This window comes from Mycobacterium vicinigordonae (assembly GCF_013466425.1).
Lineage (GTDB): Bacteria > Actinomycetota > Actinomycetes > Mycobacteriales > Mycobacteriaceae > Mycobacterium > Mycobacterium vicinigordonae.
In genome coordinates this window covers 3,906,454-3,927,586 of the sequence record NZ_CP059165.1, presented here as the reverse complement: position 1 = coordinate 3,927,586, position 21,133 = coordinate 3,906,454, and the positions used below count along the sequence as shown (strand labels likewise).

The 21,133-nt window shown below is 64.8% G+C and carries 18 protein-coding genes; 11 read left to right on the top strand and 7 right to left on the bottom strand.

What is annotated here, in order from left to right; translation table 11 throughout:
• The first annotated feature begins 44 nt into the window (after window positions 1-44).
• Together H0P51_RS17610 and H0P51_RS17605 are read left to right on the top strand one after the other, a co-directional pair.
• Entirely contained in the window at window positions 45-590 is a 546-nt protein-coding gene (locus tag H0P51_RS17610; RefSeq protein WP_180914054.1) for a TetR/AcrR family transcriptional regulator, read from the top strand.
• Entirely contained in the window at window positions 587-1,840 is a 1,254-nt protein-coding gene (locus H0P51_RS17605) for a cytochrome P450 (protein ID WP_180914053.1), read from the top strand. The genes H0P51_RS17610 and H0P51_RS17605 overlap by 4 nt, the downstream gene beginning before the upstream one ends.
• Before the next feature lie 110 nt (window positions 1,841-1,950).
• On the opposite strand, the gene H0P51_RS17600 is transcribed toward H0P51_RS17605, so the two are convergent.
• From H0P51_RS17600 to H0P51_RS17585, 4 genes are all read right to left on the bottom strand, one after another.
• Window positions 1,951-3,486, bottom strand: coding sequence for an FAD-dependent monooxygenase (locus H0P51_RS17600; protein ID WP_180914052.1), 1,536 nt, complete (start codon window positions 3,484-3,486; stop codon window positions 1,951-1,953).
• Entirely contained in the window at window positions 3,483-4,109 is a 627-nt protein-coding gene (locus tag H0P51_RS17595) for a TetR/AcrR family transcriptional regulator (protein WP_180914051.1), read from the bottom strand. The genes H0P51_RS17600 and H0P51_RS17595 overlap by 4 nt, the downstream gene beginning before the upstream one ends.
• A 59-nt stretch (window positions 4,110-4,168) precedes the next feature.
• A complete protein-coding gene (locus tag H0P51_RS17590; protein WP_180914050.1) occupies window positions 4,169-5,764 on the bottom strand; it encodes a Na+/H+ antiporter in 1,596 nt (531 codons plus the stop codon).
• 129 nt (window positions 5,765-5,893) lie between these two features.
• Window positions 5,894-7,006, bottom strand: a complete 1,113-nt coding sequence (locus H0P51_RS17585; protein WP_180914049.1) for a DUF5685 family protein — start codon at window positions 7,004-7,006, stop codon at window positions 5,894-5,896.
• A 133-nt stretch (window positions 7,007-7,139) separates the two neighbouring features.
• Between H0P51_RS17585 and H0P51_RS17580 the strand changes: the two genes are divergently transcribed.
• The 3 genes from H0P51_RS17580 (at window position 7,140) to H0P51_RS17570 (ending at window position 9,806) form a co-directional block, all read left to right on the top strand.
• Window positions 7,140-7,559, top strand: coding sequence for a protease inhibitor I42 family protein (locus H0P51_RS17580; RefSeq protein ID WP_180914048.1), 420 nt, complete (start codon window positions 7,140-7,142; stop codon window positions 7,557-7,559).
• 19 nt (window positions 7,560-7,578) lie between these two features.
• A complete protein-coding gene (locus H0P51_RS17575; RefSeq protein WP_180914047.1) occupies window positions 7,579-8,274 on the top strand; it encodes a mycothiol-dependent nitroreductase Rv2466c family protein in 696 nt (231 codons plus the stop codon).
• 125 nt (window positions 8,275-8,399) lie between these two features.
• On the top strand, window positions 8,400-9,806 hold the full coding sequence (locus H0P51_RS17570; RefSeq protein ID WP_180914046.1) for a serine/threonine-protein kinase: 1,407 nt from the start codon (window positions 8,400-8,402) through the stop codon (window positions 9,804-9,806).
• 3 nt (window positions 9,807-9,809) lie between these two features.
• On the opposite strand, the gene H0P51_RS17565 is transcribed toward H0P51_RS17570, so the two are convergent.
• Window positions 9,810-11,189 (bottom strand): FAD-binding oxidoreductase, encoded by a 1,380-nt coding sequence (locus H0P51_RS17565; protein ID WP_180914045.1) that lies wholly within the window; start codon window positions 11,187-11,189, stop codon window positions 9,810-9,812.
• Between the two features lie 88 nt (window positions 11,190-11,277).
• Between H0P51_RS17565 and H0P51_RS17560 the strand changes: the two genes are divergently transcribed.
• A complete protein-coding gene (locus tag H0P51_RS17560) occupies window positions 11,278-12,663 on the top strand; it encodes a WS/DGAT/MGAT family O-acyltransferase (RefSeq protein WP_180914044.1) in 1,386 nt (461 codons plus the stop codon).
• On the opposite strand, the gene H0P51_RS17555 is transcribed toward H0P51_RS17560, so the two are convergent.
• Window positions 12,641-13,888 carry a cytochrome P450 gene (locus H0P51_RS17555; RefSeq protein WP_180914043.1) on the bottom strand — a complete coding sequence of 416 codons (1,248 nt, stop codon included), beginning with the start codon at window positions 13,886-13,888 and terminating at the stop codon, window positions 12,641-12,643. The genes H0P51_RS17560 and H0P51_RS17555 overlap by 23 nt on opposite strands.
• A gap of 135 nt (window positions 13,889-14,023) precedes the next feature.
• On the opposite strand from H0P51_RS17555, the gene H0P51_RS17550 reads away from it, so the two are divergent.
• The 5 genes from H0P51_RS17550 (at window position 14,024) to H0P51_RS17530 (ending at window position 19,645) form a co-directional block, all read left to right on the top strand.
• Window positions 14,024-15,250, top strand: a complete 1,227-nt coding sequence (locus tag H0P51_RS17550) for a M24 family metallopeptidase (protein WP_246398038.1) — start codon at window positions 14,024-14,026, stop codon at window positions 15,248-15,250.
• Window positions 15,247-16,407: a M24 family metallopeptidase gene (locus tag H0P51_RS17545; RefSeq protein ID WP_180914042.1), complete on the top strand. Its 1,161-nt coding sequence runs from the start codon at window positions 15,247-15,249 to the stop codon at window positions 16,405-16,407. Before H0P51_RS17550 ends, H0P51_RS17545 begins: the two co-directional genes overlap by 4 nt.
• Before the next feature lie 102 nt (window positions 16,408-16,509).
• A complete protein-coding gene (locus H0P51_RS17540; protein ID WP_180914041.1) occupies window positions 16,510-16,965 on the top strand; it encodes a VOC family protein in 456 nt (151 codons plus the stop codon).
• Between the two features lie 81 nt (window positions 16,966-17,046).
• Window positions 17,047-17,943 (top strand): HAD family hydrolase, encoded by an 897-nt coding sequence (locus H0P51_RS17535; protein WP_180914040.1) that lies wholly within the window; start codon window positions 17,047-17,049, stop codon window positions 17,941-17,943.
• A gap of 121 nt (window positions 17,944-18,064) precedes the next feature.
• The gene (locus H0P51_RS17530) at window positions 18,065-19,645 is read left to right on the top strand and encodes an alkaline phosphatase family protein (RefSeq protein ID WP_213016703.1); all 1,581 of its coding nucleotides are present in this window, start codon (window positions 18,065-18,067) and stop codon (window positions 19,643-19,645) included.
• 118 nt (window positions 19,646-19,763) lie between these two features.
• Here the strand turns inward: H0P51_RS17530 and H0P51_RS17525 are convergent, their stop codons facing one another.
• Window positions 19,764-21,122 (bottom strand): DUF1254 domain-containing protein, encoded by a 1,359-nt coding sequence (locus H0P51_RS17525; protein ID WP_246398037.1) that lies wholly within the window; start codon window positions 21,120-21,122, stop codon window positions 19,764-19,766.
• Window positions 21,123-21,133: the final 11 nt, after the last annotated feature.

The window sequence follows — 21,133 nt, the reverse complement described above, 5'->3', positions numbered from 1 at the left end:
CGCTAGATTCTAACAGTGCTCGAATTGATTCGAACAGGGCTCGAATGACGTCGGCGGTGCGGCGTCCGTACGGTGAACTGGACCGCGCACAGGTGGTGTCCTGCCTGCATGCGCTGGCCCGTCGGGTGGGTGTGCAACAGGTGACGATGCGGTCGCTGGCCGCCGAACTCGGCGCGGCGGTGCCGTCGGTCTATTACCACGTTCCGGGAAAACAGGCCGCCCTGGATCTGCTCGCCGAGTCCGTGCTGGCCGACATCCCGGTGCCCGAAGATGGTCCTTGGGAGACGCGACTGGCCGAACTCTTCTGTTCGGCCCGCGAGGTGATGCTCGACGTCCCGGGGGTTGCTGGCCTGCTACAGACCAGCGGAGGCGGCGAGCGGGCCCGCCGGCTGGACCGGCTGAGCCGCTCGCTGCTGACCGAAGCCGGCGTGTCCAAAGCCGTGGTCGCGGCGGCTCACACGGTGCTCTACACCTATCTGCTGGGCTCGGTCAGCTTGGAGGAGTTGCGCGGCCGTCGTCAGCCCGCTAAGCGCTTCCGCGCGGGCCTGGACGTGATCATCGCCGGTGTCAAGGCAATGGAGAATTCATGACTGTTCCGAATCTGGGTTCGTTGACCGTCGAGAACCAGGAAACGCCCGCTGACCGTGACGCCGCGGCAGTGCTAGACCCGGATACCTTTGTTGTCGGCGCACCGTTGGATGCGTTGAAAAGGTTGCGCGCCGACAATCCGGTGCACCCGGTTCAGTTGTCGGGTCTGCCTCGAGCGTGGCTGTTGACCAAGCACGCCGATGTCCGCACCGTCAGTCGTGATACCGATACCTTCACGTCCTCGAGAGGTAACACGCTGGTCGAGGTCGAGGCCGGTCCCACCTCGGCGATGCTACCGGGAATCGACCCGCCCCGGCACGTCCACTACCGCAAGCTGATCAACCAGGGGTTCACCGCCCGCAACGTGCTGCGGCTGGAACCGCACATGCGCCAGGTCGCCCGCAACATCGTCGCGGACATCCTGGAGAAGGGTGAATTCGATGCTGTGCCAGACATTTCCGCCGAGATGTCGCTTCAGGTGATCGCCGACGTGCTCGGTGTTCCGGCCGAAGACCGCATGGAGGTTTTCCGCTGGAGCAATGCTATCGGCACCCTGGGCATCGAGGACCCCGACTACGCGCCGACTCCCGAGGCGCTCGGGCAGGCCGCAGCCGAGATGTTCCGCTACTGCGGTGAATTGGTGAAGCATCGGCGCCAGCACGGGCTCACCGACGACATTCTTTCGGCTCTGCTATCCGCCGAGGTCGACGGCGAAAAGCTCAACCGCGACCAGCTCAACGAATTCTTCCTGCTGCTGGCGATCGCCGGCAACGAGACCACCCGAAATACCTTGAGTCACGGTATTTTGGCGCTCTCTCAGCATCCCGATCAGCAGGCCTTGCTCGCGCGCGATCCTGGAGCCGTCAAACCTGCGGTGGAAGAACTGCTGCGCTGGGCCACGCCGGTGATGCATTTCCGCCGCACCGTCACCCGAGACGTCGAGATCCGCGGGCAGCAGATCCCGAAAGGTGACTGGGTGCTGATGCACTACCTTTCGGCCAACCGCGACGAGGACGTCTTCGAGCGGGCCGACGAGTTCGACGTCACCCGGGTGGACGCCGGACACGCGGCCTTCGGCGGTGGGGGGGTGCACTTCTGCCTCGGTGCTCAACTCGCCCGTCTGGAGCTTCGGGTGATGCTCGAAGAGCTGTACCCGAAGGTGCCCGGGCTCACCGTCACCGGCCAGCCCGACCGGCTGCGCTCGTCGTTCTTCCATGGGATAAAGCGGCTTCCGTGCAGCATGGGGGATTGACTGCAAGCCGCACACCAACCCACGCCCAATGTGAATCTCCCGACGCCGTACCCGCGTGTTGAGTCGGAGGATTCACACTCGGCGCTGGGGGCGGGCGCGCCGAGCAGGATTCAGCCTCGGCGCTGGGGGGCGGGCGCGCCGAACCAGCGCAGCAGCGCGGCGTTTAGGTCCGGCTCGGGGAAGGGCTCGACTGCGTCTGTGGCCCAGGCAATGTAGCCGTCTGGCCGAATCAGCATCGCCGCGGCTGGATTCTCGGCGGCGGTGGCAGAAACGATGTCGACGCGATGGCGCCAGCCCCGGGCCGCCTCCGCGGCGGTGCCGTCGTGAAGATCAAGCAGCACCGGACGTGCCGTGTGTAGTAGCTCGGCGACCCGCTGCCCGTCGTCCAGTTGCAGCTCGGGCACCAACCTTCCGGACAGTGGGTGGTCGTTGCCCACGTCGTAGCGCACATCCGCGCCGGACAGCAACCCCGCCATGTGCGCCACAACGTCTTCCATGGCGAACAGCTCGCCCACGAGCGTCCTTAGCGCACCGACTTCCGGCCCGGGCGCCATCAGCGCAGTTTGCGCCAACGAGTGCATCATGACGCGCTGACCGACCGGATACCGCTCGGATTGGTAAGTGTCGAGCAGATCCGCTGGAGCCCATCCATTGATCTGGGCCGCAAGTTTCCAGCCGAGATTCACGGTGTCCTGCAGCCCCAGATTCAAGCCCGGACCACCCATGGCGCTATGAATGTGTGCGGCATCGCCCAGCAATAGCACCTTTCCGTCGCGATATCGTTCCGCTTGTCGGGTATTCCATCCGTTGATCCGCCGCAGCGCATGTGGCCCAGTACCTTTGGCTTCCTCGAAGGGAATGTCAACATCGATCAGGCGGCGCACGCTCTGGCGCAGCTCGGCTACGCTCATCGGAGTGTCCTCAACCGCGGTTCCTGTTTCCAGGGTTCCGAACAGCGTCCTGCCCTGTTCGAATTCGGCGAAGATAAGTCCGCCGCGGTCGACTCGCGTGTGGCCGAAGCTGAGACGCCCGAAGCCGGGAATATCGAGTGCACCGTCGGCACCGCGAAGGTGGTCGGGGATGTGCACGTGGGCAATGCGGCCCACGGTATCGGACGTGCTGCCGGGGAAGGCGATGCCCATGGTCTTGCGCACCAGGCTGTGTCCGCCGTCGGCACCCACCAAATAGTCTGCGGTGAGGCGGTATTCGCCTTCCGGTGCGGCGACGGTGAGCGCAACCGAGTCTGGTCCACACTGTAAACCGACAAGTCCATGTCCCCAGCGCAGGTCGACGCCGAGGTCGCGCACCTGCTTCTCTAGGAGACGCACCAGGCGAGGTTGAGGCATGAGCATGGCGTACATCGGATTGTCGGCTAGGCCCGAGAAGTCCAGCGGCATCGCCGAAAACATCCAGCCGGGGCTGGGTCGGGGCGGATCCTGGTCACCGCTGAATATCCCGTACAAGCCGCGTAGATCCAATGTCCGAACCACTTGTCCGACAAGGCCGTTGGCCTTGGGCTCGGAGCTGGGGCCGGGGAGGCAATCAAGCACGATCGGCCGGATGCCGGCAAGCGCTAGCTCGTACGCGAGCAGCAATCCATTGGGTCCGGCACCGGAGATGACGACTGGTGCGAGTTCTGCGCTCATGCGTGTTCTCCGGGCTCGGGCAGGCCGGCCGCGACCGCGGCGAAACCTTGGCGGATGAGTGTGGTGATCGCGACGGGCGGCTCGGCGCTGGCGTAAGCATCCATGGCCGCATCACCGACGGCGCGCACCACGGCGACGACCAGGCGCGGATACATGTCGCGCTGGGGATCAGTGCCGGTGCGCTCCGCGACCACCGCAAGCCACGCGTCGAACAGGTTATCCGACATGGCGTTACGAATCGGTGAGCTCATCAGCAGCTTGCGGACTTCGGCGAGCTCATGGCGACTCGGAGCCTGGTTCTCCGGCGCGCCGGCGTCGTCGAAATCCTCTTCCAGCGGCGCCAGCACGGCGTGCGTGATGGCCGACCACAATGGTTCTTTTGCGGGCCGCTGTCGCAGCTCGGCGACGCTGCGGCGCAGCCGTTCGGTCTGGCGGTAGGCGATCGCGTCGTACTTGCCGTTGAAGTAATTGGTGAAGGTGCGCAGGGATACCCCCGCCGCGGCGGCGATGTCCTCGCGGGTCACGTTGTCCAGACCGTGTTCAAAAGCCAGGCGCAGGGCGGCATCGCTGAGTGCGCGCCGCGTGTCAGCCTTCTTGCGTTCTCGCAATCCCACATTCGCCATGGGGGCGAGCATACTCAAATATTGCCTATTGGGCAAAAATGCCTAATAGGCAAGAATTGCTATTCCGGGTCGGCGGGGTCGAGCAGCTGAACTTCCTCCAAGTCCATCGCGGACTGCACTTCGCGCAGCACGATGTCGTCAATCAGGTTCTGGTTGCGCAGCGCGGTGACGGCCTGGCGCTGGCGATCCAGCACGGCCAGCCGTACCTTTCGGGCCAGGTCGGAGCCTTCGGCCAAGTGGTTGGCGCGGTCGTCGTCGGGGTCGGCCAGCACGATCGCGGCCCGCTCCTCGTACTCCTTGTTGAGGCGTTTGTACAGCTCCGGCCCGACCCCCAATTCGTCGGCCACCTGGGGTAAGGCTTCGCGGGCGGTTTCGACGCTGCGGGTTCGGGCGAGCTGCAATTCGTCGGCCCGGGCAACGTCCTCGGGCAACCGCGCCCATCGCACCACGGCCGGCAGCGTGCTGCCCTGCACCAGAACCGTTACCAGGATGACGACGACCACGACATAGATCAGTAGGTTGCGGTCCGGAAACGGCGCACCCTGGTGCACGGTCAGGGGCACCGCTAGCGCTGCAGCCAGCGACACCGCCCCGCGGAACCCGGCCCAGCTGGTGACGCAGCGCTGCCGGAACGGGACATGTCGCGGCGGCCGCTTGGTGATCGCATCGGCGACGCGGCCGAGCAACGTGGCGAACTCCACCCAGGCGATTCGGGTCGCCACCACAACTCCGGTGACGGCTAGGGCAAGGTAGGTGGCACGCGGTAGGCCGCCGTTATCGGCATCGGTGATATGGCGTATCGCACCGGGGATTTGTACGCCGATGAACACCCACAGCGAGCCGTTGATCAGGAATGTGGTGATGTCCCAGAAGGCGTAGGACTGCAGACGCGAACGTGCCCGAATTACCTTCGGCCCGGTGTAGGTGAGCACCAACGCCGATACCAGCACCGCCACGACACCGCTGCAATCCAGCGCTTGGGCGAGCAGGAATGCCGCAAACGGGGTGAGCAGGCTCAGCGCCCCTTCCTCGAGCGGTTCGTCGATGCGTCGACGCAGCAGCGTGACGAGCCCGCCGACGAGGAGCCCGGCCATGATCCCGCCGAGATAAGAAAGCACGAATCGCACGACAAGTGCGCCGGGACCGATCTCGTGGGCGCCTTCGGCGACTGCGACGGTCACCGCAAACAACACCAGGGCAGTGCCGTCGTTGATCAGGCTCTCGCCTCGCAGCACAGTGAGCGCGCGCCGCGGCAGGCGTTTGGCCAGCCCGGCGACGGCGGCAGCGTCAGTGGGTGACAGTACGGCGCCCAATACCGCGGCGGTGTGGGGCTCCATGCCAAGCGCACGAGCCGTCCACGAGACGGCGAACGCGGTCGCGATCACCAGGCCGATGCTGGACATGATGATGACGCGCAGGTTGGTGCGCATCTCCCGGAAGCTGGTGTTCAAGCTCTCCCAGTACAGGATCGCCGGCAGGAACAGCAGCAGGACGATCTCGCCGTCGATCTCGACGTTGCCGAAATGCGGAATCAGTCCTAGCAGCGTGCCCAGCGCGATCAGCAAAACGGGCGGACCCACCCGATAGCGCCGCCCCAGGACCGTTCCCACGACCACGGCGGTGACTAGCGCGACGATGACGACGAGGCCGAACACCAGCCCATCGTGCCGTATCCGAATGCACGACGCGTGGTGGGCGCCAAGCACAGATCGATCGCCGAGAGTCTGGCCTAGACACGAAATCCGGCCGGCGGGCGTCCATTACGCCCACGCTCGGCGGACGGCTTAGTTGCAGTCGCAGCAGTCCCCGCAGTCACAGCAGCACGAGTCGCCTTCCCCGCAGCAGGAGTCGCAGCAACAGTCGCACTCGCAGTCGCAGCAGCAGGCATCGGTGCAGGTGTTCCACCAGCTTTCCTTGCGCTGTTGGGGCGGCAACTGGCCGGGCGGCATCTCGCCGGGCGGAAAGTTGCCGTATGGCTGGTCGCCGAAGTTGATGCCCTCCTGCTCGCCATGCGGCGTTCCCGACGGGTACTTGGCTCTTGGGCTTGGCTGGCCGAAGGTGCGTGAGACAGCACGGCGCAGTTCCTTGGTCAGCAGCCGCCGTGGCAGGCGCCCATCGGAGAAGTCCACCTCGGAAAGGGCCAGTTCGATGCCCAGCACCGCGTCCTCGCAAAGCGTGCGGACTTCGGGCAGTGACGTTGCGGTGACGGCCAACGGGTTCCACTTTCCGCGGGCCAGATCGTCGCGGTAGTCCTCGACCGCATCGAGCAGATGTGCCACCCGCCCGAACAGCTGGCCGATCTCACGCAGCGGTGCTTCGTTGGCCGGGCAACCGGCCAGCACCGCGGTGTGCGCAAACGCGGCGGCGACCGCGGTCTCGGTCGGCTCGGTCACGGTAAGCAGCGAGCTGCCCGGCCCGGCCGTCGCCTCCAGGTGAATCTGCCGATCCATCGCGGCCACCAGCACGTCGGCGTCGAAACCCAGCGTGTGGCCGGTGTCGGTGCCGCGGCGCACCCAGCTTTCGGCCATACGACGCGCCGCCGGTCGGATAGCCGCCGCGCCGACCAGGCCGTCGCGGTCGTCGACGTGGTCGCGCACATTGGCCGCCGCAAGCGCCAGAGAGACGACGGCGGCTAGCTTCACGCATTCGCCGGTCGCTACCTCCGCGCGCTTCATGCCACGCAGCGGGCACGGGCCGGCGGTGCGGCGGGTCGGCTTCGCCTGTGACTGCGCTTCGACAAGCAGCGAGACGATCAGACCGTCGTAATTGGTCGCGACTCGCGCAGCCTGACCATAGTCGTCCCGCAGCGCCAGGCATAGACCGCAAAGTTGGGCACGCCAGGCTGCAGTGAGTTCGCTACCGAGCCGGTGACGGCAGGGCCGAATGATGCCAAACACGGACTGAAGTTACCCGACCAACTGCGGTTTTGCGCGGATTGCCGAAGTTCGTCTTGGTGTGAGCAGAACTTTACTGCGATTCGCCGCACCGAAAGCCTCGGCTGCTTCGCATTCGCGGCATAGGGTCGATGCTATGCGGATCCGACTCCTGGCGTTGGCCACCGCGCTGCTGATGCTGGTGGCGTGCTCTAGCCCGAGCAAGTCGTCGACCAAGACCATCAACGTCTCGATCGACGAGGTGCTGCAGCAGAACGTCATCACCCGGGACATCACGCTGGCGGTCAGCGACACGCTCAAGCTGACCCTGGGCGCCAACCACAGCACCCCGTACCGCTGGACAGCTGACCCGAAGATCGGCGACGGCACGATCCTGCGGCAGGGCAGTCACGAGTACTTCCACGGCGACACCGACCGGGTGGGTGCACCCGGTACCGAGGTGTGGACGTTCACCGCTTTGCGGCCGGGTGAGACGACGATCGTCGCCAGCTACGGCCCGATCGTTGGAGACGCAGCGCCGTCGTGCACGTTCACCGCAAACGTGACGGTCCATTAGGTCGGGTAGGGAGTCGCGGATGACGACCGTGGATTTCCACTTCGACCCGATGTGCCCGTTCGCGTACCAGACTTCGCTGTGGATCCGTGAGGTCCGTGCGCAATTGGATGTCACGATCGGCTGGCGGTTCTTCAGCCTCGAGGAGGTCAACCGGATCGAGGGCAAGAAGCACCCATGGGAGCGCGACTGGTCCTACGGTTGGTCGCTGATGCGGATCGGTGCGTTGCTGCGGCGCACCGACATGGACCTACTCGACCGCTGGTATGCCGCGATCGGCCACGAGTTGCACACCCTCGGTGGCAAACCGCACGACCCCGCGGTGGCGCGTACCTTGTTGGCCTCGATTGGCGCAGACGAGTCGACTCTGGATGCTGCACTTGCCGATTCGTCCACCCACGACGAGGTGCGTGCCGAGCACCAGCGGGTCGTCGATGCGGGCGGCTTCGGGGTGCCGACGCTGTTTCTCGACGGGCAGTGCCTATTTGGGCCGGTGCTCATAGACCCCCCCACAGGTGCCGACGCCGTGAAGTTGTGGACTGTGGTATCTGGAATGGCCGAACTGCCGCACGTGTACGAGTTGCAGCGGCCCAAGTCGGCCGCGGATGCCCAGTTGATCGGCCGCAGTCTGCGGCCGTATCTGGACGGCCGTGACTGGGTGAGCATCAACCGCGGTGAGGTTATCGACGTCGAGCGACTTGCCGGCGGGGGTTCGTAACTTCTTACGGCCTGACCTGGGACGGCGCCGGGATGTGTCGTTCAGCACGTTACGCATGCGCTGCTTTTGGGCACACTGGGAGGCGCCAAGAATCTATTTTCGGTCGCTAGGAAAGGATTTTGGTCTTGTCCTCACCGGATCACGGCTCGCGTACCGGAACCCAGTTCGGGCCGTACGAACTGCGCTCGCTGATCGGCAGGGGCGAGGTCTACGAAGCCTACGACACCCGCAAGGACCAGGCGGTGGCGATCAGGTTTTTGCCCACCGATTTCGCGGCAAATCCTGGCTTACAACAACGATTGTCCCGTGTTGCGGCGATGTCAGATCCGCACGTGCTGCCGGTCTATCACTTCGGCGAAATCTCTGGCGTGCCTTATCTCGACACACGCTTGGTCGATGGCGGTACACTGCGGGACTTGCTGCTCGAGCAGGGCACGTTGGAACCACCGCGTGCGGCGCGCATCATCGCGCAGGTGGCCGCCGCGCTGGATGCCGCGCATGCCAAGGGTTTAGTGCACGGTGATGTCAAACCGGAGAACGTCTTGCTCACACCGGATGACTTCGCCTATCTCGACTTCGGCGGGGGCGCAGCCGGGTCCACGTCGTATCTTGCGCCAGAACGGTTGGGCGGCAGCCGGATTGGACCGCCGAGTGACATCTACTCGCTCACGTGCGTGCTGTATGAGTGCCTGACCGGCAGGCCGCCGTTCGAGCACGACGAGGAGCGCGAGGTGCTCAATGCACACATCTTCGGTGCCCCGCCGCGGCCGAGCATTATGCGCCGGGCGGTCAACCGCGACTTCGACGGCATCATCGCACGAGGAATGGCCAAACAGCCTGCGGCGCGGTTTGTTTCCGCGGCCGAGCTGGCCAGTGCAGCGGGGGAAGCTGCCCTGTGGGACCAGCCGTTGTTGGCTAGCGGGCCACCGCTGCATGAGCGCTCGAAGAGCGAACGCCCCAAGAGCCCGAAGAGTGAGCCGCCGAAGACTCGTCCGTTCCAGGTGGTCCACGAGAGTGCGTCGAAGCCTCCAGCCGTCAGTCGTGTCGTGTTGAGCGGGGTGACGGCGGCGCTGTTTGTCATTGCCGTGACCTTGGCGGGGGTGCTGGCACTGACCGATCACCGTCATACGCCGGCGGTCGCCGCGTCGGCACCTTCGGCAGCGCCACCGGTCACGCCGACAACTGAGGCGACGCCATCGCTATCGCACCCCGTGCAAGGTGCCGACGCGCTGGGGTTCATCGGGCATCCGGCGCGTTGCGATCCCGGAAACCCGCCCGCCGCGGTAGTGCGTACCGCCAAGTCGCTCGCGGTGGTATGTCAAAGCAAGGCTGGCTATTACTACCGCGGCGAACGAATTCGGGACGGCGCGAACATAGAGATCTCCAATGCCGTGCGTACGGCCGGTGGATTCGATGTGATCAATCCGGCCAACGGTGTTCGCTACGAGGTGCGCCCGCATCAGCTAACCATTCTCAGCGGCCAGCACGTCGACTCGGCCGAGCCGGTGTTGCAGTACGCGTCGGCGGCCTGACAATCACCCCTGGCCGAACACCACGCCCGGGTTGAGGATCCCCGCTGGGTCGAAGCTCTCCTTGATGCGACGCAGCAACGCGATCTTGGTCGGATCTTCCAGCTCCATAAAGTACGACGCCTTGGCGCGCCCCAGCCCATGCTCGCCGGAGATCGCCCCGCCCAATTCCATTGCCAGCGAGAATATGTCGGTCATCAACTTCTTGCGTGCCACCGGATCCTTGCACAACACGGCAAGGTGCACGTTACCGTCACCGGCGTGTCCGCAGCCGGCTACCCCGCCGCCCGCCGCCAAAGCCATTTCCTGAACGGCGGCAAGGAACTTCGGCATTGCTGAACGCGGTACCACGGTGTCGACGATGTCGTCGGCGCCGATCGCCTTCGCCGTCCAGAACGCCCGCTCGCGGGCCTCGATCAGTCGGCGTGCCGCGCCGCCTTCTAGCACGTAGCAATCTACCGCGCCCAGCTCGGCCAGCAGCTCGGCAGTGCGCTCGACATCCTCGTCCAGCCGCTGAACTAGCCGATTATCCAGGGCCACAACAAGGTATGCCTGACAACTGTCGCGGACCTGATCTGGAATGCCGAGCTCCAGATTCTGGGTGTGCACGATTGCGGCCATTGTCATGTTGTCGACGTACTCCAGGATGTAGGGCGAAAGCCCCTGAGCCAGAACGGCCGGCACTGCCGTCATTACCTGGTCCAAATTGCCGAACGGCGCCAGCACGGTGGCACTGTGGTCAAGCCGCGGATGCAGCTTGACGATCACCTCCGTCGCCAAAGCCAGCGTCCCTTCGGAACCGACGATCAGCTGAGTCAGGTCGTAGCCCGTCGAAACCTTGGCGATCCGGCCCCCGGTACGGATGATCTCGCCCGTCGGCAACACCGCCTGCAACCCGAGGATGTTGTGTCGGGCCACCCCGTACTTGACCGCCCTCATCCCGCCGGCGTTGGTCCCGACGTTGCCACCGACACTGGAGGACAGTTCACCCGGGTGCACCATGTAACTCAACCCGTGCGGACCCGTCGCGGCGTCGAGTTCGGTCAGCGTCACCCCGGGCTGCACGACGGCGACCTGGTTGGTGGTGTCGACCTCCACTACGGCGTTCATCCGCTCGAACGAGATCAGCAGCCCGCCGGACTGTGGCCGGGCGGCACCTGACAATCCGGACCCGGACCCACGCGCGGTCACCGGCACGCCGTGCTCGCTCGCGGCCACCAGCAACGCCGCAACTTCCTCGGCGCACGAGGGCCTGGCGACGTAGTCCGGTTTGACCGGTGCCAGCGTCAGTTCCTCGTCATGGGAGTAGTCCTCGGGGATCGCGTCGCCGGTTAGCAGATGGTGGTCCCCGACGATCTGCGCCAGCCGCGCCGCTACGTCGCTCACAGTGACTTAATCTATCCCTCATTCGTCCCGCGAAGTTGGGGACTTCCGACTCTCACGGCCAAGCACGTCGCGGCGAATAGTGAGCGCCATGGAGCGTTTGTCAGCATTGGACGCAGCTTTCCTAGAGGTCGAAGACTCCGATCCGCACGTGAGCCTGGCGATCGGCGGCGTCTCGATCATGGAAGGACCAGCACCGAGTTACGACGAGTTTGTCGCTGCGTTCGCCGAACGGGTACAACGCATTTCGCGGTGCATGCAGAAGCTGCATACACATTCGCTGGACCTCGGATCGCCGGAGTGGGTGGAAGATCCACATTTCGACATCACGCGGCACCTGCACCACATGGCGGTGCCGGCGCCCGGCGGGGATGCCGAGCTGTTCGAGATGGTCGCCACCATTATGGAACGCCGGCTGGACCGGGAACGCCCGCTGTGGGACTGCTTCGTCATCGAAGGACTCAGTGAGGACCGCTGGGCCGTGCTGACCAAGCTGCACCACTGCATCGCCGACGGCATTGCTACCACCCAGATGCTGGCGCAATTCAGCGACGACGGTGCCGGCGAATCGTTCGCCACTCACATCCAAGCCGCCACCGAACCGGAGCAGCGCTGGCGAATCAACGTGAACCTCAACCCACTGAGCTGGGCCCGTAGCGCCGTCAATGCCGGTCTTGCCGTCGAACACGCGGCCTGGGGTGCGGCCGGCCTGACGGCCAGCCTGTTCAGCCCGGCGCCAACGACCTCTTTGAGCGGACCCGTCACCAAGATGCGCCGCTTCGCCGCGGCGCGGGTGCGGCTGTCTGACCTGCATGAGGTCGCCGACGCATTCGACGTCACGCTTAACGACGTCGCTCTGGCCGCGATCACGTCCAGCTACCGGCGCATCCTGCTCGAACGCGGGGAAAAGCCCAGCCGCAACTCGCTGCGCACACTGGTCCCGGTGTCGGTGCGCGGGATGAACCACTTCAACATGACCGACAACCAGGTCTCGGCGATGCTGCCGTTGCTGCCCGTCGACGAGGACGACCCGGTGACCCAACTGGAGCTGGTGCACGACCGGCTCACCGCGGCCAAAGGCAGCGGTCAGCGCGAAGGCGGCAACGCGGTCATCTCGCTGGCCAAGAACATCCCATTTGCCTTGTCGGCGTGGATGGTGCGTCTGCTCAGCCGGCTGCCGCAGCGGGCGGTGGTCGCGCTGGCAACCAACGTCCCCGGCCCGCGCACCGAACAGAAGTTGCTGGGTCGCCGGGTGCTGGAGATGCTGCCTATCCCGCCGATCGCGCTGCACCTGCGCACCGGCGTCGCGATGGTCAGCTACGCCGACAGCTTTGTCTTCGGCATCACCGGCGACTACGAGAACGCGCCCGACGTTGCGGCGCTGGCGTCGGGAATTGAGGAAGGTGTGGCGCGGCTTGTCGCGATTACCCACGGACTGCGTGTCAAGCGCGGCATCAAACCCCGCGCCGCGGTGTGAAAGTCACCGGCAGCATGGCCAGCCCGGTCATGCTCGGGTTGCCCAGATATTGGTCGACACCGCTCTCGTCGACTTTGTAGTCGGGGATGCGGTCCAAGACGGCCTTGACCATCACCTCGGCCATAGTTCTGGCCAGGTGCGATCCGATACAGCGGTGCGGCCCGAGGCCGAACGCGACATGCCGGTTGGGGTTGCGGTCCAGGATGATCTCGTCGGGGCGGTCGAATGCGGCTTCGTCGTGGTTGGCGGACAGCCAGCTCAGGACGAGTTTGTCGTTGCGTTTGAGGTGTTGGCCGGCGAGGGTGACGTCCTTGGTGACGGTGCGGCTCAGTGTTTGGTTGACCGAGAAGTAGCGCAGAAATTCGTCGGTGGCGGTGCGGTAGAGCGTGGGGTTTTCTCTCAGGTGGCGGCGCAGGTCGGGGTGGGTGCCGAGGTGCAGCAGGGTCAGCGCGGTATGCGAGGTAGTGGTGTCGACGCCGCCGGCGATCAGGTTCCACAGGATGTTCAGCAGCTGTTCATCGGTGAGGCGTTGCCCCGCGAACTCGAACTGGATGAGGAAGCTGGTCAGGTCTTCTTTGGGGTCGGCGCGCCGGGCGGTGGCAAACTCGACGACCTCTTGCATCATGGCCGGCACCTGCGCGATGGCCGCGGTGTATTGCGGGCTGTCCTGTGGGGCGGCCATCACGGAGTGGAAGAGGTTGGCGTAGGCGTGCCAGTTGTCGTAGGGCAGACCCATCAGCCTCATGGTGAGGATGGCAGGAACCGGGCTGGCGTAGTCCAGGACGAGATCCAGATAGCCCTCGTCCAGGTGCCGGTCGAGGAAATGGCGTGTCTGCTCCGCCATGAACGGTCTGAGTTTCTGGCAGGCGCCAGGGGAGAAGAACGGGGCCAGGGCTTGGCGCAGGGCCAGGTGGTAGGGACCGTCCACCTCGCCGATGCCCAGGGCGGGCTGGCCGTCGGGCCGCGGGACCCCCATCTCACCCTGGTAGTCGACGCCGTCTGGGGCGTCCGGTTGGTATTTGTGGGCGAAGGTCTCCCCGTCACGCGCCGCTTGGCTGACCGCGTCGTAGCTGGACAGATACCAGAACCCGCCGTAGCGCTGGTTCCAGGCGACCGGGCATCGGCGTCGCAGGTCGGCGTTGACGGCGAGTTCGTTGAGGTTGAACTCGTCGGAGTGGTGGTCGAAGTCGACGGTGATCTCACGTCGGTGTGGGGTTTGGCTCATCGAATGTTTTCCGCCGCTGGGATCGTCTGCGTCGCTTCCGCACCGCGTCCTGTTGGTCGGCTGTCAAAGGCCGCAGCGCGTCGGCGTCCTGGGCTATCTTTGCACTATTACGCTCTGGGCCGCGCGGAAAAGTAGGTGGGTGACATCAAGGACTGGGCGGCGGGTGCCACCATCGGCGGCGCGGCGATTCCGGACAAGCCTGACCTGACCCGGATGCGCCGGGAGCGCTTCGCGCGGTTGCAGAGCGAGATGGTGGGGCAGGGTCTGGACGGCCTGGTGTTGGTGACGTCGAGTGCGGTGACGTATGCCACCGGCGTCCCAATGCCGGCGATGGACGGCGACCGTGCGGCGTTGTTCCGGGCGGTGGCGATCGTTGTTAAGGGTGAGCCGATGGCGCACCTGTACACGATGGTCGCCGACGCGGTGCCGCTGGGAGTGCATCTGCATCCGCCGCTCTTCCCGGACCTCGATGACGGGATCTCCGAGTTTGCGTCGGCGCTTGCCGAGCATTTCTCGCCGGGCGCCCGGGTGGGGGTCGACCACTTCTCGCACCCGATGATCCGTGGCCTGCAGGGTGTTTCGTGGGCAGACGCCTCCAGCGTGTTGGGCGCGGTGAAGCTGCTCAAGACGGTGGACGAGGTCGCTTGCATCCGTCAGGCGCAGCTGCTCAACGAGCTGGCGATGGAAGATGCGTTGCGGGCCCTGCGGGTGGGGGTGCGCCAGACCGACCTGAGTGCGGTGTTCCTGCGGCGAGTTTTCGAACTTGGGGCGTCGGCGGGGGGGATTGACCCGATCTGGCAGGTGATGGCGCCTTCCCAGGCTGCCGGCCCGTGGACCTCGCACGGTGACCTGGCGTATCCGACGGTGACCACGGATCGGTTTCTGCGGTACGGGGACGTGATCTGGGTGGATTCCGGGATCATGTGGGAGGGCTACGCCTCTGATTACGGACGTACCTGGCTGGTCGGTCGGGGGCCGAACGCCGTGGAGCGTAAGCAGTTTCGGCGATGGCGTGCAGTAGTCGACGCGTGTCTGGAGATCTTGGCACCTGGTGTCACCGGTGCAGAGCTGACTCGGGTGGCCGTCGACACCAATGGCGGGGTGCGGCCCTGGATGACGCACTTCTATCTGGCGCACGGGGTAGGTGTCGACAGCGCCGAGATGCCACTGATCGGGACCGATCTCGGTGACGACTTCGACGCGCAGTTGGTGATGCAGCCGGGGACGGTGCTGGTATTGGAGCCGGTGATCTGGGACGACGGCGAGGGCGGGTATCGCGCCGAAGACATTGTGGCGGTGACCGACCGGGGCTGGGTGAAGCTGAGTGGATCCAATTACGATCCATTTGGGAGTTTCTCATGAGTCCGGCCCCGCGCGATCCGGGAGTGCGTTTGGGGATGATGAGCCTCGAGGACGGCGCACGCGTCGACTTCGCTTGGCTGCGCGGTGAACGGCGACTAAAAGTGTTGTCCAGCATGGAAACTCAGGGGCTAGATGCCCTGATACTGGGTGGTGTCGGCAATGTGCACTACGTCTCGGGTGGTCGCTTGTTGGGTCGGGCTGGTGTGTTACCGTTCGGGCCGTACGCGGTGGTGGTGCGCTCTTCGGGCCGGGTGCATCTGCTCTCGACGTGGGACGAGGGGGTCCCGCCGGAGATCGAGCGCGAGGACTTGTACCCACTGAGCTGGAACCCGATGAACCTGATGGCGTCGTTGGCTGCGATTCCGGGATTGCGCGAGGCGCACCGGATTGGCACTGACGGGATGACGCCGTCGTTCGCGTTGTTGGCCGCGGTCCTGGGCGTATCGGAATTCGTGGACGCCGGCCCGGTATTAGATGTGGCGCGGCGGGTGAAGACGGCCGAGGAGATCACGTGTCTTACTGTGGCGGCCGCGATCTCGGAGTCGGCGCTCAGTGTCATGGAGTCGGCGTTGCAGCCCGGGATCACCGAGCGGGAGCTGCTGGCGAGATATTACTCGGCTGTGGCAGGGCTCGGCGTGCCGGTAGCTCCTACTGAAAGTGTGTGCTTCGCAACGCCGTTGCGGGGCTCAGTGCCGTTTCGCCATGTCCCTCGGGATCGGGGAGTCCGTGAGGGCGAACTGATGGTGTTGGCGCCGGGGGCCCTGTACGCCGGGTACGAGGCGGGGCTGGCTTGTACCCGGATGGTGGGTGGGTCGAGGTCGGTGCGGTCTACCGCGCTGGCCGGGCGCTGTGCGTCGGGGATGGATGCCTTGCTGGCGGCGTGCCGACCGGGGGCGGTTGGGACAGATCTGTATAGGGCTTGGGAACGTTTGGGTTTCGGGGAATCCTCAGTGTTGTTAGCGCATGGGTTGGGGCTCGGGGCCGAGCCGCCGGTGATCGGTTTGGGGCGCGGTCGGGATGCTGCGCTGGAGGAGGGGATGGTGTTGAGCGTGCAGTCGTGGGTTACGCAGGCAGGGGTAGGGGGATGTTTGGAGCGGGCGACGGTGCTGGTGACTGCGGGCGGCGCTGAGGTGCTGACGCGGTATGGGCGATTGTGATCGCATGGGCGCTCTGGCTTCGGGGGTATCGGTGCCGGTGATGCGGAAGGCGGTTGTTTCGCGCTTTGACGGTGGCCGGGTAGTGGGGTATGGGAGGCCGTAATGGGTTCGCAGCGGGCCGTTTTCAACCATGTGGGACTTTGCGTTCGGGATCGCGCGGTATCGCGGCGGTTCTATGAGGGGCTGCTGGGGTTCCAGTTCTGGTGGGAGTTGGATGCGCCGGAGGACGGGACCGCTCAGCTACTGCAACTGGACGGCCCGGTGGGGCTGCACGCGACGTATCTGGTGAGGGACGGGCTGGTGCTTGAGCTACTTGATTATTCAGCGCGGGTCGCGTTAAGGGGCGGCGAACGGGTAATGGATCAGGTTGGGCTGACTCATATTTCGTTCTCGGTACCGAATCTGGCGGGGGTGTTGAGGCGCGTTGAGGAGTATGGGGGAGCTGTCGTTGCCGGCACCGTTTCGGAGGGATCTGCGATGGTGAAGGATCCGGATGGGCAGTTGTTGGAGTTGCTTTCGGATGGATGGTTGAAGGTTTTGCCGGCACCGCCGACGTAGGTTGGGCCCAATACCATCGGCATGCTGCAACGTCGATCAGGCAGTCGAGTAGCTGTAGGAATACTGAAACGGAGGATTTAGGTGCTTGAGTCGTGGAACGACGGACCCACAAAGTCGGCCATCGTGGACTTCGTGGACCGGGTCAACAACGAGGTAGCGTCCGAGGAGCGCGTAGCGGTGTTCGACAACGACGGCACACTGTGGGTGGAGAAGCCGGCCTATGTCCAGCTGGACTTTCTGGTGCGCCGCCTGGCCGAGCAGGCCGCCGCCGATCCCTCGCTGGCCGACAGGCAACCTTATCGGGCGGCGGCCGCCGGTGACCTCGGGTGGTTCGGCGACGCCGTCACCAAGCACTACAACGGCGACGACTCCGCGATCAAAGTAGTTGCCGGCGGGATCCTTTCGGCCTACCTCGGGTCGACGGTCGATGAGCACGCGGCGCGCATCGGCACGTTCTTCGACCAGGCTACCCACCCGACCCTGAACCGGCCGTACACCGCGTGCGGCTACCGGCCGATGGTGGAGCTGCTGCGCTACCTGCAGGACAACGGATTCACCAACTACATCGTCTCCGGCGGCGGGCGGGACTTCATGCGCCCGGTCACCACGGCGATGTACGGTGTGCCGCCGGAGCGGGTGGTAGGCACCGCGGTGGGGCTGGATTTCGCCGATGGCCAGCTCCGGATGAACTCGACGCTGGAGATTCTCGACGACGGGCCGACCAAGGCGGTCCAGATCTGGGATCGGGTCGGTCGTCGGCCGATCTTCGCGGCGGGCAACTCCAACGGCGATATCGAGATGATGCAGTACGCCACCGCGGGGCGCCACCCGTCGATGTGCTTGCTGGTCCGCCACGACGACGCCGATCGCGAGTTCGACTACACCGCAGGCGCAGAGAAGGTGATCGACGAAGCGGCGCAACGAGGTTGGACCGTGGCCAGCATTCGCGACGACTGGAATACCGTGTTTGCCGGCTGACAACCCGGTCAGTTGAGGCGCGGCCGCGGTCGAAGCTGCCGGTACGTGTTCGCGCCGCGTCGTCGGTTTGACGCTCAGATATAGTCCCAGTCTCGACGAAAACCGGTGGAAGGACGCAATGGTGGCATCGCTGCAGCAGGAGCCGACGGGCCCGGGGTTCGAGCATCTGGTGGTGTTGATGTTCGAGAACCGTTCGTTCGACAACCTGCTTGGCCACCTCTATCCGCCCGGGAGCCTGCCGGACGGCGAGCACTTCGACGGGGTGGCGAACGGGCAGTACTGCAACTCCTCACCCTCTGGCCCGATCGCGGCTCACGTCTATCAGGGCCCTACCGATCGGATCTTCCGCAGCCCGAACCCAGATCCTGGTGAGGAGTATCCGCACATAAATACCCAGCTGTTCGGCGTCGTCGACCCGCCGACCAACGCGGAACGGGATGCGGAAGACATGGTGGCACCCTGGAACACTCCTGGGGCCGGGATGACCCCGACGATGGACGGCTTCGTCACCGATTACATCAACGCCTTCTGCGTCAGCGAAGGACGTCAGCCGACTCCGGAGGAATACTCGGTCATCATGGGCGGCTTCAGCCCGGACATGCTCCCGGTAGTGAGCACGCTCGCCCGCAACTTCGCGGTGTACGACGCCTGGTTCTGCGGGGTGCCTTCGCAGACCCTGTGCAACCGCTCGTTCTTCAACGCCTCCACCTCGTCGGGATTCGTGACCAACAAGTGCGGAGATGGCTACAAGAAGTGGTTGCGCAACAAGGCGACGACGATCTTCGACCGGCTCGAGGAAGCCGGCATTCCCTGGGCGATCTACTACGACGAAAGCCAGATCGTGCCGATCACCGGCTTCGTCAACGCTCCATCCCTGGAGCGCTACTGGAAGACCCGATTTTTCGGGATGGACCGCTTCTACGAAGACGTCGCCAACGGAAAGCTTCCGGCCTATTCCTTCATCGAGCCGCGAATCCTGTTCAACCACAACGATATGCACCCCTCGTGCCCGCTGATCGACGTCACGATGCCCGATGGCACGAAGGAACCGATCGGCGTCGTCAACGACGTGCGCGCCGGCGAGAAGTTGCTACACGAGGTCTATTCGGCGATCCGCACCAGCGCCACGCCGAACGGCTCGAACAATCAGAACACCCTGCTGCTCGTGACCTTCGATGAACACGGTGGCTGCTATGACCATGTGCCGCCGCCGGCCGCGGTCCCGCCGGACCCCGTGGACCCGGTGGCGCCACATTCGGGTGACGAACCCGAGATGGGTTTCGGCTTTGACCGCCTCGGTGTCCGCATCCCGGCAATCGCCATCTCCGCCTGGACCAAGGCCGGCACGATCATCCACGACCAGATGCATCACGGCTCGGCGATCGCCACCCTGTGCCGTAAGTACGGACTCGCGCCGCTGACGCAGCGCGATGCCGCAGCCAACGATCTGACCAACGCTCTCAATCTCACCGAGCCACGCCAGCTCGTGGACTGGCCGGAGACAACACCGCAATACGTCCCGCCGAACCCCGAGGCGAACGGCCCCTTCACCCCGGATCAAGCACGGGCACCGTTGACGCCCCCGGGGTTGTCGCTGATGGGCATGCTGGCGGCGAAGTTCGGGCTGCCCGCCTCCGAAGCCCCGACCACCTACGGTGAGGCCTACGACATGCTCCAACGCTGCAAAGGAATGTTCGGCTAGGGAGGGGCCGCCTTCTCACTTGGTACATGGGCGGCCGGCAGACGGGCACGGCCGGTGACCCGAACCCACACGCTTCCCGGAGTGGTCACGATGAGTCCTGGGGTTGCCGCAGAGGGGTTCACACCGTGATGATGGGCGGTGGTTTCCAGCTGCCATCGAGGATGCTCTGGCGGCCCCAGTACGCCCGAATGTACAAGGAGAAGTGCCCGTCCGGGGCCGGCAGCCAGTTCGACTCTTTTTCTGGCCCAGGCGATTTCGATCCCGCATAGACGGTGAGTGATCCGTCGGCGCCACGGGCCAGGTTCTGATTTTTGGTGCCCACCGAGTACCGGTTCAACGTGTTGGGATGGAAGAGGTGCTTGTCGTTGTAGAGGGTAAGCGACCAGAAGCCGTCCACCGGAGGTTCTTGTCCGGCAGGAAATGTCACCGTGTAATCGCGCCCACCTTCTAGCGAAGTTCCGGCGGAGTCCTTGTCGGCGTAGAAGTACTGGGTTTCGGTGGGCCGGTTGTCGAACATGTTCGACTTCGCGGTTCCGGTGCGATTGAAATAGTCGACGCCCCATTGTGCGTTGTTGGTCGAGCGGTTCCAGCCGTTGCCGGTCGGACGGCCGTTGTGTGACCACTCGAAGAATGGATCGATGACATCCCTCTCGGTGGCCACAGCCGTATCGATCAGAGCTTGGTGGATGTTCGGGTTGTGTTCGGCCGCGTCGAGAAGCGCCCGGAACTGTGCGTACATGGCCTCTTCACCGGGCAGCGGCGGCACGGTTTCGAGCACGTGCCCGAGCTGATCGAAAAATTTCTCCGGTACGACCCATTTCGCTTCACCTTCACCGGCATTCGACGGCGGGGCGGGAAAGCTGGGTAACTTGGCCCAATCCACCGTCTTCATCGTCCCGTCGAACTCGGTGAGCGGGTAGATGTCGACCTGCTTGATCACCGACTGGATGGCCTGGTGATCCCGCGGTGTGGTGTCCATGAAGATTCGGGGCAGTCCGATCGCCAGTGCCGTTGACGACCGGATGACGTCGTGGACGCCATCGGGCTTGTCGCCCGTCCAATTGGGACCGGCCACTAGATAGAACCCGGGTTTGGTTCCATATTGCTTGCCCAACCGCCCAAATTGGTCGGTACGGGCGTCGCTGAGGGCATACACCCAAAACCGGTCACCGAAATCCGGTACTTGAATGATCACCGGTTGTTCATCAAGTGACAGGTACGCCAGTCCGTAGACCACATCCTGGTTTGGGCAGGTGACGAAGGTCTCGCTGGGATCGACGTAGTTGGATAGCATCGCCAGCCGACCCTGCGGGGCCACCGGAATGATGCCGCCCAACAGTCCTGGGTGCGGTGCTTTGGTGATGGAGTCGCTGCGGCTGATCATGTTGACCATCGGCCATCCCCACACGTACGCGAACTGGCCGATGGTCCTCGCGTAGCCGGGTGTCATCAGCACACCGGAAGCCGGTTGCGCCACCTGTGGCGTCG